12 protein-coding genes and 1 pseudogene are annotated in these 15,824 nt (G+C 60.6%); 4 read left to right on the forward strand and 9 right to left on the reverse strand.

Features of this window, described 5'->3' with window-relative positions; translation table 11 throughout:
- Positions 1 to 11: 11 nt before the first annotated feature.
- Together urtB and P0D96_RS43115 are read right to left on the reverse strand one after the other, a co-directional pair.
- Positions 12 to 1,622: an urea ABC transporter permease subunit UrtB gene (gene urtB, locus P0D96_RS43110; protein WP_408320048.1), complete on the reverse strand. Its 1,611-nt coding sequence runs from the start codon at positions 1,620 to 1,622 to the stop codon at positions 12 to 14.
- An 83-nt stretch (positions 1,623 to 1,705) separates the two neighbouring features.
- Entirely contained in the window at positions 1,706 to 2,953 is a 1,248-nt protein-coding gene (locus P0D96_RS43115) for an urea ABC transporter substrate-binding protein (RefSeq protein ID WP_408320050.1), read from the reverse strand.
- 399 nt (positions 2,954 to 3,352) lie between these two features.
- Between P0D96_RS43115 and P0D96_RS43120 the strand changes: the two genes are divergently transcribed.
- Positions 3,353 to 4,540 carry a transporter substrate-binding domain-containing protein gene (locus P0D96_RS43120; protein ID WP_408287983.1) on the forward strand — a complete coding sequence of 396 codons (1,188 nt, stop codon included), beginning with the start codon at positions 3,353 to 3,355 and terminating at the stop codon, positions 4,538 to 4,540.
- On the forward strand, positions 4,537 to 5,139 hold the full coding sequence (locus P0D96_RS43125) for an ANTAR domain-containing response regulator (RefSeq protein WP_408287980.1): 603 nt from the start codon (positions 4,537 to 4,539) through the stop codon (positions 5,137 to 5,139). The genes P0D96_RS43120 and P0D96_RS43125 overlap by 4 nt, the downstream gene beginning before the upstream one ends.
- A gap of 1,144 nt (positions 5,140 to 6,283) precedes the next feature.
- Here the strand turns inward: P0D96_RS43125 and P0D96_RS43130 are convergent.
- A pseudogene (locus P0D96_RS43130) lies at positions 6,284 to 6,880 on the reverse strand (transposase); the annotation flags it as partial.
- A 301-nt stretch (positions 6,881 to 7,181) separates the two neighbouring features.
- Between P0D96_RS43130 and P0D96_RS43135 the strand changes: the two are divergent.
- Positions 7,182 to 8,150, forward strand: a complete 969-nt coding sequence (locus P0D96_RS43135) for an ABC transporter substrate-binding protein (RefSeq protein WP_408181636.1) — start codon at positions 7,182 to 7,184, stop codon at positions 8,148 to 8,150.
- Between the two features lie 55 nt (positions 8,151 to 8,205).
- On the opposite strand, the gene P0D96_RS43140 is transcribed toward P0D96_RS43135, so the two are convergent.
- The 6 genes from P0D96_RS43140 to uxuA form a co-directional block, all read right to left on the reverse strand.
- On the reverse strand, positions 8,206 to 9,114 hold the full coding sequence (locus P0D96_RS43140) for an SMP-30/gluconolactonase/LRE family protein (protein WP_408320052.1): 909 nt from the start codon (positions 9,112 to 9,114) through the stop codon (positions 8,206 to 8,208).
- A 24-nt stretch (positions 9,115 to 9,138) separates the two neighbouring features.
- Positions 9,139 to 10,152: an ABC transporter permease gene (locus P0D96_RS43145; protein WP_408320054.1), complete on the reverse strand. Its 1,014-nt coding sequence runs from the start codon at positions 10,150 to 10,152 to the stop codon at positions 9,139 to 9,141.
- Positions 10,149 to 11,084, reverse strand: a complete 936-nt coding sequence (locus tag P0D96_RS43150; protein ID WP_408320056.1) for an ABC transporter permease — start codon at positions 11,082 to 11,084, stop codon at positions 10,149 to 10,151. The genes P0D96_RS43145 and P0D96_RS43150 overlap by 4 nt, the downstream gene beginning before the upstream one ends.
- Positions 11,081 to 12,607, reverse strand: a complete 1,527-nt coding sequence (locus P0D96_RS43155) for an ATP-binding cassette domain-containing protein (protein WP_408320058.1) — start codon at positions 12,605 to 12,607, stop codon at positions 11,081 to 11,083. Before P0D96_RS43155 ends, P0D96_RS43150 begins: the two co-directional genes overlap by 4 nt.
- 84 nt (positions 12,608 to 12,691) lie before the next feature.
- Positions 12,692 to 13,726, reverse strand: coding sequence for an ABC transporter substrate-binding protein (locus P0D96_RS43160; RefSeq protein WP_408320060.1), 1,035 nt, complete (start codon positions 13,724 to 13,726; stop codon positions 12,692 to 12,694).
- A 51-nt stretch (positions 13,727 to 13,777) separates the two neighbouring features.
- Entirely contained in the window at positions 13,778 to 14,827 is a 1,050-nt protein-coding gene (gene uxuA / locus P0D96_RS43165; protein ID WP_408320062.1) for a mannonate dehydratase, read from the reverse strand.
- A 143-nt stretch (positions 14,828 to 14,970) separates the two neighbouring features.
- Between uxuA and P0D96_RS43170 the strand changes: the two genes are divergently transcribed.
- Positions 14,971 to 15,690, forward strand: a complete 720-nt coding sequence (locus tag P0D96_RS43170) for a FadR/GntR family transcriptional regulator (RefSeq protein ID WP_408181577.1) — start codon at positions 14,971 to 14,973, stop codon at positions 15,688 to 15,690.
- The last annotated feature ends 134 nt before the right edge of the window (positions 15,691 to 15,824 follow it).

Here is a 15,824-nt window from a genome sequence, read left to right on the forward strand (position 1 = left end):
AGGAAACGTATTCATACGCGGGTCTTCAATGCGAAGAGTCCTTGCGGGCGCTTCTGGATAATCAGCACGATGAGCAGAAGCACAGCCACCTTGGCGGCAACTGCCCCGTAGAACGGTTCGATAAACTGGTTGATTTCGCCGAGCGCGAGCGACGACACGACTGTCCCCGCGAGACTGCCCGCACCGCCGAGCACCACCACCATGAACGAGTCGACGACGAAGCCCGTGCCCATCGACGGATTGACGCTGGCAATCTGCGTCAGCACCACGCCGGCCAGTCCCGCGAGGCCGGCGCCCAGGCCGAACGCGATGCGATCGACGCGCTCGGCGGGTACGCCAAGGCAGCGTGCCATGTCGCGCAGCTGCGTGGTGGCGCGCATCAGCAGCCCAAGCTTCGTGAAGCGCACCAGGGCGAAGGTCGCCACGAAGATCAGCGCGGCGAGCACGATTGCAAATACGCGGTTGTAGGTCACGAAAAAACCGGGCGCGACCTGCATGCCGCCGTTGAGAAAGCCGGGCGTGATGAACTCGACGTTCTGCGAGCCGAACAGCACCTGAATCAGCTTGATCAGCGCAATGCTGACCGCCCATGTGGCAAGCAGCGTCTCCAGCGGCCGGCGATACAGAAACCGGATGACGAAGAATTCGAGCAACATGCCGCACGCTGCGCAGATCACGAACGCCACGGGAATCGCTACGAAAATGTAGGCGTCGAACAGGCCTGGCAGATGCGCCTGCATGAAACGTTCGACGAGATACGTCGCGTACGCACCGATCATGATGAATTCGCCATGCGCGAGATTGATCACGCCCATCAGGCCGAACACGATCGACAAACCGAGCGCCGTCAGCAACAACACGCCGGCATAGCTCAAGCCGCTAAACAGAATCGACAAGCCCTTGCCGAGCGACAGCCACGTATCCATGTTGCGGATCGCGCCCTGCACTGCAGCCAGCACGTCGGGATCCGATCTCACGGAACTTTGCGCCGCAAAGTTCGCCAGCGCGGTGCGCGCGGTTTCGCTCGGCACCTCGGCCACAGCCTTGATCGCCGCCAGGCGGTCCGCCTTGACGTTGCTGTTCAGTCCGCGCTTGGCCAGCGCCAGCCTGAGAACGGTCGCGATATCCGGGTCGTGCTGCGCCCTGACCGCACGGGCGACGATAGTGGGATCGAGCAATGCAAAGAACTTGTCGACTTGCCGCGCGGCCGTCGCGCGGGTGTCTTCCTGTGGCGAGAACAGGTCCATTTCCGCCGACACGACTGCGAGCTTGCGCATCATCACGATGCTCGGCACATAGGGCGAATCCGCCGGCCCATTGGCACGCGGCTGGAGGGTCGCGGCGTCGAGAGCGGGGTTTCCTTGCAGCGTCGCCTGACCGTCGGCGCCGCACAGGAGCGCGCCGTTACGGATCGCATCGACTATCTGACGCGCCCACGCACGCTCGTGTGTATCGTCCGACACGCCGGTTTCGACGAGTTGCTCTAGCACAGCGGCCTTATCGCCGTTCGTCGAGCAGAACGACGTGAGCATCGCAGCGCGGCCCGGTGCGGCGCTCGCGGTAGTGGCCCAAGCAAGCGCCAGACAAGCGATCGCGAAAAAGATCTGCCTGAAATTGATCATGGGTATTTCCATTCGATCCTGCTAGGGGACCGGCATCCTTGCGTATGCCGGTCCCACAACTGCTGACTGTGCGACAGGGACTGTCAAGCCTTGCCGATGAACGGGCTAAATGCCACGGGCCTCTCGATGTCTTTCGACTTCCACAAAATGTCAAAGCCCTGAGTCGCGTTGATCGAGCCGATCATGTCGCCCCGCCACAAGTACTGCGTGGAAGCATCCATCTTCACCGTGTAACCTGCCGGATCGACCATCGACTGACCCGCGAGCGCCTTGCGCACCGCGTCTGTGCCGGTGGAATGCGCTTTCGCGGCAGCCTGCGCCCACAGATTGATGCCGAGGTAGGTCGACACCATTGGGTCGATCACCATGTCCGGCCGATGCTTTAGGTTATGCGCGCTGACGTAGGTCTTCCAGTCGCTCTTGAACTGGCGATTCTGCGGCGTATCGACGTTCTGGAAATAGCACCAGCAGCTGAGGTGGCCGACCAGCGGCTTCGTATCGAGACCTTCTAGATCGCTGTCGACCACGTCCAGGCCAAGAATCGGAATATCGGTGGCGCGCACGCCCTGATTGATCGTTTCCTTGAACATCGCCGGAATCGAATCGCCCACCACGGTCATCACGACGATGGCCTGGCCGCCCGGTTGCGCGGCGAAGTCCTTGATATCGCGCACGATGGTCTGGAAGTTCGACTGTCCGAATGGAACGTAATGTTCGCGCCATGCCGAGTCCGGAATGTTCTTGGTCTTCAGATAGCCCTTGAGCATCTTGTTGATCGTGCGTGGCCAGACGTAGTCGCTGCCGATCATATAGAAGCGCCTGGCACCGCCGCCCTGGTCACTCATCAGGTAATTGATCGCCGGGAGCACCGAGCTGCTCGGCGGCGAATTCAGATAGACGACGTTCTTCGACTGCTCTTCGCCTTCGAAGTGAAGCGGATAAAACAAGAGACTGTCCTGCGACTCGACCACCGGCAACACCGACTTGCGCGACACCGATGTCCAACAGCCGAACAGCGCCGCGCATTGGTCGCGCAGAATCAATTGCTTCGAGAGCTGCGCATACATGGGCCAATCCGACGCCGGATCGACGACAACGCCCTGAAGCTTGCGCCCGAGCACGCCACCCTTGGCGTTGATCTGATCGATCGTCATCAGCGCCGTATCTTTTAGCAGCGACTCGCCATTGGCCATCGTGCCCGATTGCGAAAACAGCAGGCCGAGCTTGATCGGATCGCTGGTTCCCGCGGCAAACGCAGCCTTAGGTAGCGCAGTGCCCGCAGCGGTCACCAATCCGGAGCCGACTGCCGACAGGAAAGTACGTCTTTTCATTTGCTTCACTCCGACATGGATTAGAAATCGCAAACGCAAAAAGCCCGAAACCAGACAAGCTGGATTCGGGCTTTTTTGGCCGGTGCCGCTCAAGACGCCTTTGTCTCGAACAGCGAAATAAATGCTGTGGGTCACCGCTATGCACGGCGGGTCAGCGTCACCGTAGAAGCAATGGCCATGCCAGCGGTTTGCGTTTGGCGGGGGTGCGTGCCGCAAAACCCTTTTGCGCAGCGGGTGCAAATTGATTAGTTGCGTCCCGGTCAACTCGGGAGGCATTATAAATAAAGCACTTTGCGCGACTGACTGCTTGAGCACCGCACAAAGTCAGTGCGAGTGCGCACCAGTCACGTGCTACACGCACAAACAGTGCACTTCCCTGGCGACCATTGGTTTTGACGAATGACTCGTATTGATGCCAGCCGTACCTCGGACCCAATCAGAATTGGCGTCCTGTATTCACGCTCAGGCGTAACCTCGGCCGCGGAACTCACTCAACTGCAAGCCACAATGCTTGCAGTGGAGGAGATCAATCGCGCAGGCGGCGTGTCCGGACGCGAGATTGAACTCGTCTGTTTAGATCCGCAATGCCAGCCGCGGCGTTATGCCGACCTCGCAGAACAATTGATTCTCGAACACCGGGTTCGGATCATCGTTGGCTGTTACATGTCCAGCACGCGCAAGGCGGTCATTCCGATTGTCGAACGGCACAATGCGCTGCTCTTCTATGCGACTCCGTATGAAGGCTTCGAATACAGCCGTAATGTGATCTACACTGGCGCGGCGCCAAATCAGAACACCTTGCCGCTCGCCAGTTTCATGCTCACGCAGTTCGGCTCACGCGTGAGCATGATCGGTTCAGACTATGTGTGCCCATACGAGTCGAATCGCGTGATGAGCGATCTGATTCTCGAACGCGGCGGAGAAAAGGTGGACGAAACCTATCTGTCGCTCGATGCGCCGTGGGAGAGTTATCTGGATGCCGCAAAGCGGATCAAGCAACTCGCACCCGACTTCATTTTCTCCACGGTAGTGGGAGAAGGCATTCCGCATCTGTACCGTGCGTTTGCGCAGGTCGGGCTCGATCCGTACCGCACACCTATCGCTAGCCACATGACCAGTGAAGCCGAAATCGCAGTAATGGGAAACGACCTCGCACAAGGACACATCACCTCAGCCGCGTACTTCCAGAGTGTGGATACAGCCGCGAACCTCGGCGCCGTCGCCCGCTATCAGGCTCGCTTCGGCGACGATCAGCCGACCAATATGTGCTGGGAAGCCTCCTATTTCCAGGTGCATCTGCTCGCGGATGCGATCCGCCGCGTCGGCTCCGACGACCCGACGCTGTTGCTGCGCGTGTTGCCCGGACTCGAATTCGACGCGCCGCAAGGCCGCGTGCGTATCGACGAGCACAATAACCACACATACCTGCACCCGTTGATCGGCCGGGTCGACGCGCATGGCCGTTTCGATATCATCGGGCGCGCGCCCGAACGCGTGAAGGCGGATCCCTACGTCGTCTCTCACAGCACGCCAGCGTGGACCGCGCACGCGCATCCTCAACTCGCGCGCGCGGGAGCGGATCGATGAAGGGGACCGCGCAGACGCCGGTGATCCTGCGCGACCTGCGTTCGCTAAAAGTCGTTGTGATTCATCCGCAGGATCAGGACGGTGAAGAGTTGCTCGCGCAGCTTCAGCGCATCGGTTGTGAGGTGCAGGTATGTTGGCCGCGCCTCGATAGCCTGCCTTGCGACACCGGCCTCGTCGTCATGGCGATGCGTCCTGAGACGCTGTCAGTCGATTATCCGTGGCTCGGAACCAGCACGTCGCCGCCTGTAATTCCGGTCGTGACTTACGAAAATCCGATCACCATCGAAGCGGTGCTGCGGTTGAATGCGTTCGCTACGATCCCGTCGCCGGTCCGCTCGTTTGGGTTATTGACCGCCATCGCCGTCGCGCTCACACAATTCAAGGCATCCCGCGCACGTGAGCGATACATCGAGCGGCTTGAGCAGAAGCAGGCGAAAGTTCGGGTGATCCAGCAGGCCACCCGGATCGTAATGGACTCGCGCGGCATGTCTGAAGAAGATGCGTATCAGCTGCTGCGCTCACAGGCGATGCTCAAACGCGAACAGATCGAGACCGTGGCCGGCGACATCGTCAAGGCACACGAAACCCTGAGTTTCTAGCCTCGGCGCGCTGGCGTCGCGCAGGCGCAATTGAGTTCGGCGTTTGGGCGCGACGGATGGGCGATGCTTTGGCGGCAATTTATTTCGAAAATTTGTCTATTAGGCAACCGAAATTCCGGCGTTTCGGACCGAAAGTGACAGCATGGGGAGGTTAAGGTCGGTCGGATCCGCCATCGTTTTCTTCCGGCACGATGACGGTTCGTGGAACGCGTTTTCGGCAAAGGCGAGCAGGCTGGCGATGCGCGCTTATCCGCTTGCGCGTGAGCGAGGGGTCGGGCGTCAATAGCAGGCGTCGGTGTCGTCGCCTGCCGGTTTTGGAGTCCCCACCCGCGAGCAGTGCACCCCCTCTTACCCCGATGGAACGCCCACTCAAAGGGTTAGCACGGGAAGCGCGCGCATATTCTCATTGCAGAGTATCCCGTCAACCGAGTCAATCGCACCGACGAACTGTTGCCATGGGTCGTTGCCTATCGGCTTCACGCCGACGTCATCTGAACCCACTATAAATCGCGTTCAGCACCTTCACATCCGCGCGCGTTCAGATACGGTCACGATTGGACACGTACGGATATTCTGCCAATCTAATCACTGAAGACGTCTCCCACGAACCCGGCGAATCTGGCGTGAAGAATAACCAGTTGGTGGCACGGACATGTTGCCGAAACCGATACGAGCCGGCGTTGAGCACCAAGAAATTTCACGTCGTTTCGATCGACGGCAGCCACGAAGGCGCTCCACGCAAAATACCTCGTATTGGCTTGAGAACGCGCTTCTAGTAGGTTGGCCGGACATCCGTCGTTCCTGCACCAACGTGCAGTGCGACGGCCCCTTAGGTCTCACCTTTGAAGAGCACAGAACACATTCGCGGGCGATCCATCCGCGTAGTTTGCGATGACCTGTACGCTCGGCTCCTTCCGGCACGTTCCCTTGACCAAAGTTGGCTCGGTCCACGATAGTTCTTTTATCGCTATTTTTTCCGCAAGCACACCTGCAACGCATCCGGCACTACGCAAAGCGACGAACTTCCGACGGGCAACGCCAGACGAATCGATACTTCGGAGTACGTCTCGAATGACAACGAGCCTGTTAGGATCGGCGCCGACATCGCCGTTGCCGCTGACTGTCGACGTGATGGCGCATATCGTTATCGGAGCGAGTGAAAGCGAAGGACGCCTTCGGGAGCTACTTCAAGGTGGGCCCGCCACTGACCGTCCTGACCATCGCGGTCGGCGTGCTGTGGCTCTCCGTCAGATAGACACCTACGCATGCGTCGAAGCGGTTTGAACCGAGTCGACGCGACACTGCCTGCACGACCCGTTGGACGCGGGTAACCGCGCCCAGCTACCCGACAATACCCGTGCAGGGTCACCTTGCCGCCGGTGCCGGTTTGCTTCGGTACGAGCCCTGCCCATGCGGCAAACTCACGGCCCGACCTGAACGATTTCGCATCATCCATCATCGCTGCTGCTACCGGCGCTGTAAGCAGTCCCACGCCAGGAATCTCGCTGATCGCCTTCACAGCCTTGTCTTCCTTCTTCCACTCGCGCATACGCCGCTCGATATTTGCAATCTGTTCGTCCAGCTTTGCCAGCCCGTTCCATTGTTCGCGCAACGTGTTGATCAGCGCCGATGGCAGGCGCTCTGCAATACGGCCGAACACTTCCGGTATCGCCTTGTCCAGAGTCGCACGCCCGCAGCCCATAACCTCGCCGCACTCCGTCAGCAAGCCTCGCAGACCGTGCGTACCGTTCTTCAACTTGACAATATCAATCAGGCATCGAACTGGTGCATCGCATTCGAGAAGGCCGGTTCGTCACGTGAGTTCGCAGGCTTTCTTTCATCGCCCTCTTTGTGCCGGCGTCCGAAATACCTCGATAGTCATGGCACGTATGCCCTCAAATCCGGCAAAATGATGCAGTGACGAGCGCGGCTCGAACCGTCGTCGGCGCTTGAATCACATTACATACGAAAGGAGACAGCACGTGCGATCAAGCAGACTGGCTTGCAAGATTTTCAGCGTCGCGTTTTTTGCCGGGTTCGCGATGTCGGCGTCAGCCCAAGTGGCAACAGGCGATACATCGTCACTGAAAATCGCGCTATCGAATAACTACGCCGGCAACAGCTGGCGTCAGATGATGCTCAAGAGTTGGTCCGACGTCGCGGACGTCGCAGTCAAACAGAAAGTGGTGGCAGCCGCACCCACATTTACCACGGCCGAAAGCCAGGCGACCGAGCAAGTCCAGCAAATCCAGAACCTGATTCTCCAGGGCTTCAAGGCAATAACGGTCGACGCTGTGTCCCCCACCGCGCTTAACGGCGTGATCAAGCAGGCGTGCGCCGCGGGCGTGACGGTCGTGTCGTTCGACGGCATCGCAACCGAGCCTTGCGCATACCGAATCGCCGTCGACTTCCAGGGCGTGGGCAGAATGCAGGTGGATTATCTGGCGAAGCGACTCAATGGCAAGGGCGACCTGCTCGAGATCCGCGGACTGGCCGGCGTGTCGGTCGACGACGAGATTCATCAAGGCATGGTCGAGGAGCTCAAAAAGTATCCGGGTCTGAAGGTAGTCGGATCGGTACATGGCGACTGGACACAAACAGTCGCGCAGAAAGAAGTGGCGAGCATCTTGCCGACGTTGCCGAAAATCGACGGCGTCCTCACGCAAGGCGGCGATGGTTTCGGCACAGCACAGGCGCTGAAGGCAGCCGGCAGGCCGACACCGATCATCATCCTCGGCAATCGCCAGGAAGAACTCGCGTGGTGGGCCGATCAGAAGAAGAGCGGCTATGAAACCATGTCGGTAACCATTCCGCCGGGTGCGTCGACGTTTGCATTCTGGGTGACGCAGCAATTGCTGGCAGGCAAGAAGATGCCGCACGACATCCGTATGCCCGTGCTCCAAGTGAAGCCGGAAGAGCTCGACGCCGTGCTGGCAAAAACGCCGCCGGGCTCGCTCGCGAACAAGGAATACACGCGCGAGGAAGTGGTTGCAGTCGTGGCAGGCAAGTAACGAATCCACAAGCGCCGGCCGGCTTGATTGGCCGGCGCTGTACGTTGTTTCTGCTTCAGCGTGCGGCGCCCCGAACACCAACATGCAGCGCATACACCGATGAACTCGCTGTAATGAACAGCCGGTTGCGGCTCAGGCCGCCAAAGGTCAGGTTGGCCACCGTTTCGAGAATCAGGATCTTGCCGAGCAAGGTGCCATCTGGCGCATAGCAGTGCACACCGTCTTCCGCACTCGTCCATACATTGCCGTGTTCGTCCGTCCTCAGGCCATCCGGCACGCCGCTTTCCATCTCCACGAATATGCGTCCGTTGCGCAACGCTCCGCCGCTGGCGACGTCGAAGACGCGGATATGGCGCGGCCCATCCACATCATGCGACGCACCGGAGTCCGCAATGTACAGACGTGCTTCGTCCGGCGAAAACGCAAGTCCATTAGGCTTAACGAAGTCGTTGGCAACGAGGCACACGCGTCCATCGTCTGGCGAAACACAATACACATTGCAACTACCGATTTCGCTCGATGCGCGAAAGCCTTCGTAATCGCTCAGGATTCCATAGTCAGGATCGGTGAACCAGATCGCGCCGTGCGAATCAACAACAAGATCGTTCGGGGAATTCAGTCGCCGGCCTTCGTAATGCGACGCGAGCACGACAACGCTGCCATCGTGCTCCGTGCGCGTGACTTGACGGCCGCCGTGCTCGCAGCTTAACAGGCGTCCTTCGCGGTCGCGCGTATTGCCGTTGCTGTAATTGGAGTTGGACCGGTAGACGCCCACGCCCATGCCCGGCGCCCATCGCAACATGCGGTTGTTGGGGATATCACTCCAGATCAGCAAGTCGGTCGCCGGAAAGTACACCGGCCCCTCGGCCCACAGGCATTCGTCGGTGAGCCTTTGCAGTGGCGCATTAGGCTGGACCAGCGTGCGAAAACGGGGATCGTGTACTTCAAGTTCGTCAGATTTCACTATCTTGTCCTTTTGAACGCGCTTTTATCGCAACGCCTTGCCGCCGGCCGCGACCGTTACGACAATGATCAGCAAACCGTACACCACCGAGCGCACGCCCGAATCGGCGCCGACCGCATTGAGTACGGCATTCGTGAGAAACAGGAACATCGATGCACCCCAGACCCCGGCGATGGTCGGCTTGCCGCCTGTGACGAGCGTGCCGCCGATCACGACAACGGCGATCGATATCAACATGTACTCCACGCCCATGTCGAGCGACGCGCCGCCGGAGACCGCCGCGAGCAGCAGCGCGGTGACCGCCGCAATCACCGATGACAGCACGTAGGCAATGCAACGCGTCCAATGCACATCGACGCCTGCGAGCCATGCAGCGCGCGAGTTCTGTCCGATGGCGGAAAGCCGGCGGCCGTAGATGGAACGATGCAGCAGCAACGCGAGCGCAAGCGACAACACAAACGCCGCCAGTGCAATGTACGGGATCTGCGCGAGGCGACCGGCTGCAAACGCCCCGAGCGCAGCAGGCGGCGGCGGCAATTGACGCCCCTGCGTGATTGCCAGCGACTGGATTATGAAGCTGGACGACAACGTCGCGATGATCGGCGGAATGCGAAGCAGGCGGATCAGCGCGTAATTGGCGAGCCCGACCGCGATACCCACGCCGAGCACCGCCGCGAAGCCCAGCACGATCTGGCCGTTCAACCCGTTCATCACGTGCATGCTGACAACGCCCGCGAGTGCGATCGTGGACGGCACCGACAAGTCGATGTTGCCCACGCCGGACGTGATGACAAGCATCTGCCCGAGACCCACCAGCACCATGAAAACGCCGTACACCAGCGCCGTCTGGGCCACGTTGGTCGCAATCGAAAACCCGAAGATCAAGACGATGGCCAGCCAGACCAGAACCGCACCCGCGAACGACCAGGCCCACGGCGCCTGAACGCTTTTGAGCCGGGCCAACCAGCCGGATCTGGGCACCAGCGCAACGGTCGCTTCTTTATCGCTGCGCACTTCGCTGGATGTTTGCGGGCTCATTGGTGGTCTCCGCGTTGCAGCATCACGCGCAACGACAGCACGACGATCAGGATCGCCCCTTGCATGCCGACTTGCCAGTCCGACGAAATATTCAGGAATGCGAGAAACGACGCGGCAAGCGTCAGCGTGATCGCGCCCAGCACCGCACCGATCACCGACACGCGCCCGCCGACGAATTCCCCGCCGCCCAGGATCACGGCCGCAATCGACAGCAGCGTATAACGCAAAGCGAGATTGGCATCGGCAGAGGTGGTCAGGCCCAGAAGCGACAAACCCGACAAAACGCCGAACAAACCCGCGATGCCGTAAAGCGTCGCCTTGCTGCGCACGAGCGACCAGCCGAAACGACGCATCGCGCGTGGATTTCCCCCGGCTCCGCGAATCCGGACGCCCGCCGACGTGCGCATCAGTAACAGATGCCCAAGCACTGCGATCAGGGCGGACCAGACGATAGGTGCTGCGATCCACGGTGTCTGGTAGTTCATCGCCGTGCCGAGCCACTCGGGGCTCGTGCCGCCCGGGGAGGGCAGCAACACGATCGCGAGCCCGCTCCAGACGAACGCCAGGCCAAGGGTCACCACAATCGATGGAATCTGCCGCAGCTCGATCAGCGCCCCGACCGCTGCGTACGCCAGCACGCAGCCCACCAGCGTCAGTACGCCGAGCCACGGCTGCTTCACCAGCAGGGTCGCGCCAATGCAGGCCACGAGGCTCACAAATGGCCCGATCGATAAATCCAGGTCGTTGACCGTGATGATCGCGAGTTGAGCGAGCGTCGCGAGCACGATAGGCACGGCAAGGTTCAGCAACAGGCTCGAACCGAAATAGCTCATCGTTGCTGGCTGCAGGCACAGGATCGGCACGAGCACGGCGACCAGCGAGATGGCCGGAAGCAACGCGCGCAATCGCGCCTGGGTAATCGCAAACGTCAAGGGGCATGCTCCTCGAAACTGGCGGCCAGGAGTGCTTCCTCCGTGCATTCGTCGGCGTGCAGCAGGCGCGTGACAGATGCCGAACGAAACACATAGGTCCGGTCACAATACGTCAGTTCTTCGTTCTCGGTCGTGTACCAGATGAAGGTGCGGCCCTTCGCCGCTTCGTCGCGCACGAGTTGATAGATGTCTCGTTTGGTGCCGACATCGACACCGCGAGTGGGATCGTCCATCAGGATCAGATCGGCATCCGAAGCGAGCGCGCGTGCGAACAGCACCTTTTGCTGGTTACCGCCGGACAGCGAGAGAATGCCCGCGTTCATCGATGCACCGCGAATCCCGATCTTCACGCGCCACGCCTCGACGACCGCGCGCGCCGCCGCAAAATCCACGAGCCCTCGAATCGGCAAGCGCTTCGCCCCGGCCCTGCCCGCTTCAGCCATACCGCCGCTCAACCAGCGGAGGTCGAGGTTCTGCGCGATCGACCAAACGGGAAACACACCGTCGCGCCCGCGATCGCCTGCCACGAAAGCCACTTTCGCGCGACCAGCTCCGCGGCTGGTAGCGGCTTCGTAGATGGCTAGCAGCGCCTCCGTCTGCCCTTGTCCCGCGAGCCCCGCAAAGCCGATCACCTCGCCGCGCGAAGCGTCGATCTTCGTTCGCCGTCCCGCGCCGAGCGCCCATTGGTACTCCGGGCCGTCGGCGCGTTGAAGGCGCGCACGCTGGTCGGCCGACGCCTTGTCGACCTCGAGGTGCTGGCCCATCGCAAGGATGATCGCTTTGCGGCTGAGATTGTCCCGCGCGAGCACGCTGACAATGCTCCCGTCGCGCATCACTATCACGCGGTCCGCCACACGCTGTATCTCGCCGAGCATGTGAGTGATAAGCAGGCACGTGATGCCGCCCTGCGCAGCCTTGCGCACGAAGGCAAGCAACTGTTCCGCGGTATGCGCATCGAGCGACGAGGTGGGTTCGTCGAGAATCACGAGACGCACGGGGGTATCGGTGATAGTGAAACCCCGGGCGATCTCGACCATCTGCCGCTGCGTGAGCGTGAGGTCGGAGACCAGTTCGTTGCCGCTCAATCCGTTGCCGGGAAAGATTTCTTCCAGCTTCGCACGCATGAGAGCGGTCGCCCGCCGCCGCCAACTGCGCCCACGCAGTTGCGGATGCACGATGCACATGTTCTCGGCGATGCTCAAGTTCGCGCAGAGCGACAACTCCTGGAACACGCAGCGCACGCCGGCGTGGCGCGCGGCGTTGGCGTCGTAGCCCGGCAACGACTCGCCATCGACCTCGATGTGCCCTTGCGTAGGTTCGAAGACGCCCGCGAGCACGGCCATGAGCGTCGATTTTCCGGCGCCGTTATGCCCGGCGATGCCTACGCACTCGCCCCGCAGGAAGCTGAAGTTGATGTCAGTCAGCGCGCGCACGCGGCCGAATGTCTTGCCGATGCCATGGAACCGGATCAGCGCCTCGCGCCCTGTCTCTTCCGTCTCTGGCGTATTTTTTATTTCGCCCATTCACATGCTCCGCATGTCTGGTTCCGACACCACATAACCGCCTGGGTCGGGCTCATGCGCCCGCCGCGGGCGGGCGCATTCAGCTTACTTCTTGCTGAGCAGCGCGACCGTTTGCGGCAACGTGTAGGTCACGTCGCTGATGCCGCCCTGCGGCGTCGCCGAGAGCTTCGCCTGCAACTGTTCCTGCGAAATATCGAGGAGCGGCACATTGATGGTCACGTCCTTCGGGATATTCTTGCCGGCCAACACCTGCTGCGCCACCCAGAATGCAAACGATACCGCGCCCGGGGGATTCGACAGTGAACGCGACTGATAGCCGTTTTTCGACTGCTCGTTCCACCAGTTGAGCTCCGCATACGTGCTGCCAATAATCATCGGCGGCACCGGCCGGTTGGCCGCCGTGAAGGCCTGCGCAATGCCGAACGACATCTCGCCTTCGGTCGCCACACCATCGACTTGCGGCAGCGTCGGCAGGATGCCGGCCACCGCCTTCTGCGCCACCGATTGCGTCCAGTCGCCGTTCACCGAACCGACGAGCTTCATGCCCGGGTACTTCTTCAGTCCCGCGAGCACACCCTCGTGCATGAGGTTATCGACGGAGATCCCCGCCACGCCTCGCACTTCGAGAATATTGCCCCTGCCGTTCAGACGTTTGGCGAGATAGTCGACGCCCGCCTCGCCCCAGCCGCGGAAATCGAAATTAACACGATACGCGCACGGTTCATCGACAATGCCGTCGAACGACACCACGACGACGCCGGCGGAGCAAGCCTTCTTGATCGTACCGTTGAGCGCGGTGGGCGAGACGGCGTCGATCACGATCGCGTTATAGCCCTGCAGAATCAGGTTCTGGATCTGCTGGGCCTGCTCCGTCACCTGGTTCTCGGCGGTCGTAAACGCAGGCGCGGCGGCGACTTTCTTTTCCTGCACCGCAACAGTCGATACCGCAGCCCAGCTCTTGAGCATCGATTGCCGCCAGGCGTTGCCCGCGAAGCTATTGGACAGTGCGATCTTCTTTTGCGACGTATCGCCAGCCGCCACCTGTGCGTGCGCCGAAGACGCCACCATGCACGACGCCAGCGCGAGCACGGCGCACACATGCCTTCCTGAACCGATCATCCATTTGTCTCCTGTTATGACAGCGTTTCCGATTTTGATGCCGAGTTGGGGCTAGGCCAGCTCCCTTGCCTTGCGGATGCCTTCCCAGAGCCCGTTCAGATAGACCGCGCCGAGGGCGCGATCGTAGAGGCCATAACCTGGCTTGCCCGTCTCGCCCCATATCATTCGGCCGTGGTCCGGACGGATATACCCGGTGTAATCCGCATCGCTGTAGGCCTGCATGATCGCCGCCATGTCGAGCGAACCATCAGCCGTTCGATGCGCGGTCTCATGGAAATCGCCTTTATCGTTCACCTTGACGTTGCGCATGTGCGCAAACGGGATGCATCCCCGGGCGGCGAATTCCCGGACCATCGCGGCGACGTCGTTCGCGGTATCTGCGCCGAGCGAGCCGGAACATAACGTGAGCCCGTTCGCCGGGCTATCCACGATGGAAAGTACGCGTTCAAGATCCGCGCGATTCTTGACGATACGCGGCAAGCCGAAAATGGGTCGCGGCGGATCGTCAGGATGGATTGCCATGCGGATTCCGGCTTCCTCCGCCACGGGAATAACGCGCTGTAAGAAGTATTCGAGGTTTGCCCAGAGGCGCTCTTCACTGCAGGACGCATATTCGGCCAGCAGCGCGCGCAATTGGCCTGCGTCGTAGCTCAAATCCCAGCCGGGCAACTGGATTCCGTCGTCGGGATTGATGCTGGCGACCGTGTCCACGTCGAACGCAAGCGTGGTCGAACCGTCGGGCAGGCACTTCGCAAGCGTGGTCCGGGTCCAGTCGAACACCGGCATGAAGTTGTAGCAAACGACCTTGATTCCGGCCGCGCCCAGATTGCGCAGCGTGCGCGCGTAATTCGAAATCAATGCGTCCCGCGAGGGCTTGCCAAGCTTGATGTCTTCATGAACCGGCACGCTCTCGATCACATCGATTGCCAGGCCCGCCGAGTGGACGGTGGCCTTCAGTTCGACGATTTTCTCGGGCGGCCAGACTTCCCCGACAGGCACGTCGTAGATGGCCGAAACAATGCCGTACATGCCCGGGATCTGACGGATATAGTCCAGCGAGACGGGGTCGTCCCGGCCGAACCACCGAAAAGTCATCTTCATGCCGTTGCCTATTAAGGACCCGTCCCGAAGGGATGCTATGCTTACAAAAAGCAATTTTTTGGTCGGGTGGTCAGGCCACTAGACCGCAAAAACAGTATAGCGGCTTACTTTTGGGCGCGCAATTCAGTTGACGGAGTGAAGAGATGGAACTGCCGAGCCTCAAAGCGGAGCGCTTGTACCAGAAGATTTCGACGTTGCTCATCGGATTTATCAAGGACGGCACGTTTCAACAAGGGCAGGCATTGCCGGCCGAGCGCGAACTGTCGAAACAACTTGGGGTTGGCCGGTCGTCGGTGCGCGAAGCGCTGATCGCACTCGAGATAGCAGGCTGGGTCGAAATCCGCACCGGCACCGGCGTGTTCGTCCGTCACCCCGGCGAAGCCCGCATCGAGCCCGCGCTGATGGACGCGGAGTTCAGCGCGGCGGACTTGCTGTCCGCGCGCGCGGTGATCGAGGGCGAGATCGCCGCGCTTGCAGCCAAAAACGGCACTGATGCGCAGCGAGAAGCGCTGGCGCGAACCATCGGCATGCTGGAGGCGCAATCGGTGAACAACGCCGCGTTTCTCGACGAGGACAAGCGCTTTCACTTGCTTATCAGCGAAATGACCGGTAACGCGGTGCTGACCGAGGTGATGACGGTTCTCTGGAACAAGCGCTACAGCCCCATGTTCACTCATCTCGAGACCTTTTATGCCGACGAGAACATTCCTGTCGCGCTGAACGCGGACCATAGACGAATTGGCGAGGCGATCCTGAATCGCGACGCGCGCGCGGCGAAAAATGCGATGCGCGCGCATCTGCGCAATGTGCATCACACACTGTTCGCGGATTCACCGGACGGCGCTCCGCCGGACAATGGCTAGATGCATGACTACGGTCGGAATAACGCGAGTACGGAACGCCTCGGCGCGAGAATGAGGTAATCGTCCTTTTCGTTCAATTTCTGACAGTTGATATGACTCCGCTTGTCAAGAGGGGATCAGTTTTGGGTTTTGAG

This window comes from Paraburkholderia sp. RL17-347-BIC-D, from assembly GCF_046027915.1.
Taxonomy (GTDB): Bacteria; Pseudomonadota; Gammaproteobacteria; order Burkholderiales; family Burkholderiaceae; genus Paraburkholderia.

Bases quoted from the DNA above. Each gene is read 5' to 3' on its own strand.
- urtB (WP_408320048.1), bottom strand. From the start codon at position 1,622: ATGATCAATTTCAGGCAGATCTTTTTCGCGATCGCTTGTCTGGCGCTT.
- P0D96_RS43115 (WP_408320050.1), bottom strand. From the start codon at position 2,953: ATGAAAAGACGTACTTTCCTGTCGGCAGTCGGCTCCGGATTGGTGACC.
- P0D96_RS43120 (WP_408287983.1), top strand. From the start codon at position 3,353: ATGACTCGTATTGATGCCAGCCGTACCTCGGACCCAATCAGAATTGGC.
- P0D96_RS43125 (WP_408287980.1), top strand. From the start codon at position 4,537: ATGAAGGGGACCGCGCAGACGCCGGTGATCCTGCGCGACCTGCGTTCG.
- P0D96_RS43135 (WP_408181636.1), top strand. From the start codon at position 7,182: ATGTCGGCGTCAGCCCAAGTGGCAACAGGCGATACATCGTCACTGAAA.
- P0D96_RS43145 (WP_408320054.1), bottom strand. From the start codon at position 10,152: ATGAGCCCGCAAACATCCAGCGAAGTGCGCAGCGATAAAGAAGCGACC.
- P0D96_RS43155 (WP_408320058.1), bottom strand. From the start codon at position 12,607: ATGGGCGAAATAAAAAATACGCCAGAGACGGAAGAGACAGGGCGCGAG.
- P0D96_RS43160 (WP_408320060.1), bottom strand. From the start codon at position 13,726: ATGATCGGTTCAGGAAGGCATGTGTGCGCCGTGCTCGCGCTGGCGTCG.
- uxuA (WP_408320062.1), bottom strand. From the start codon at position 14,827: ATGAAGATGACTTTTCGGTGGTTCGGCCGGGACGACCCCGTCTCGCTG.
- P0D96_RS43170 (WP_408181577.1), top strand. From the start codon at position 14,971: ATGGAACTGCCGAGCCTCAAAGCGGAGCGCTTGTACCAGAAGATTTCG.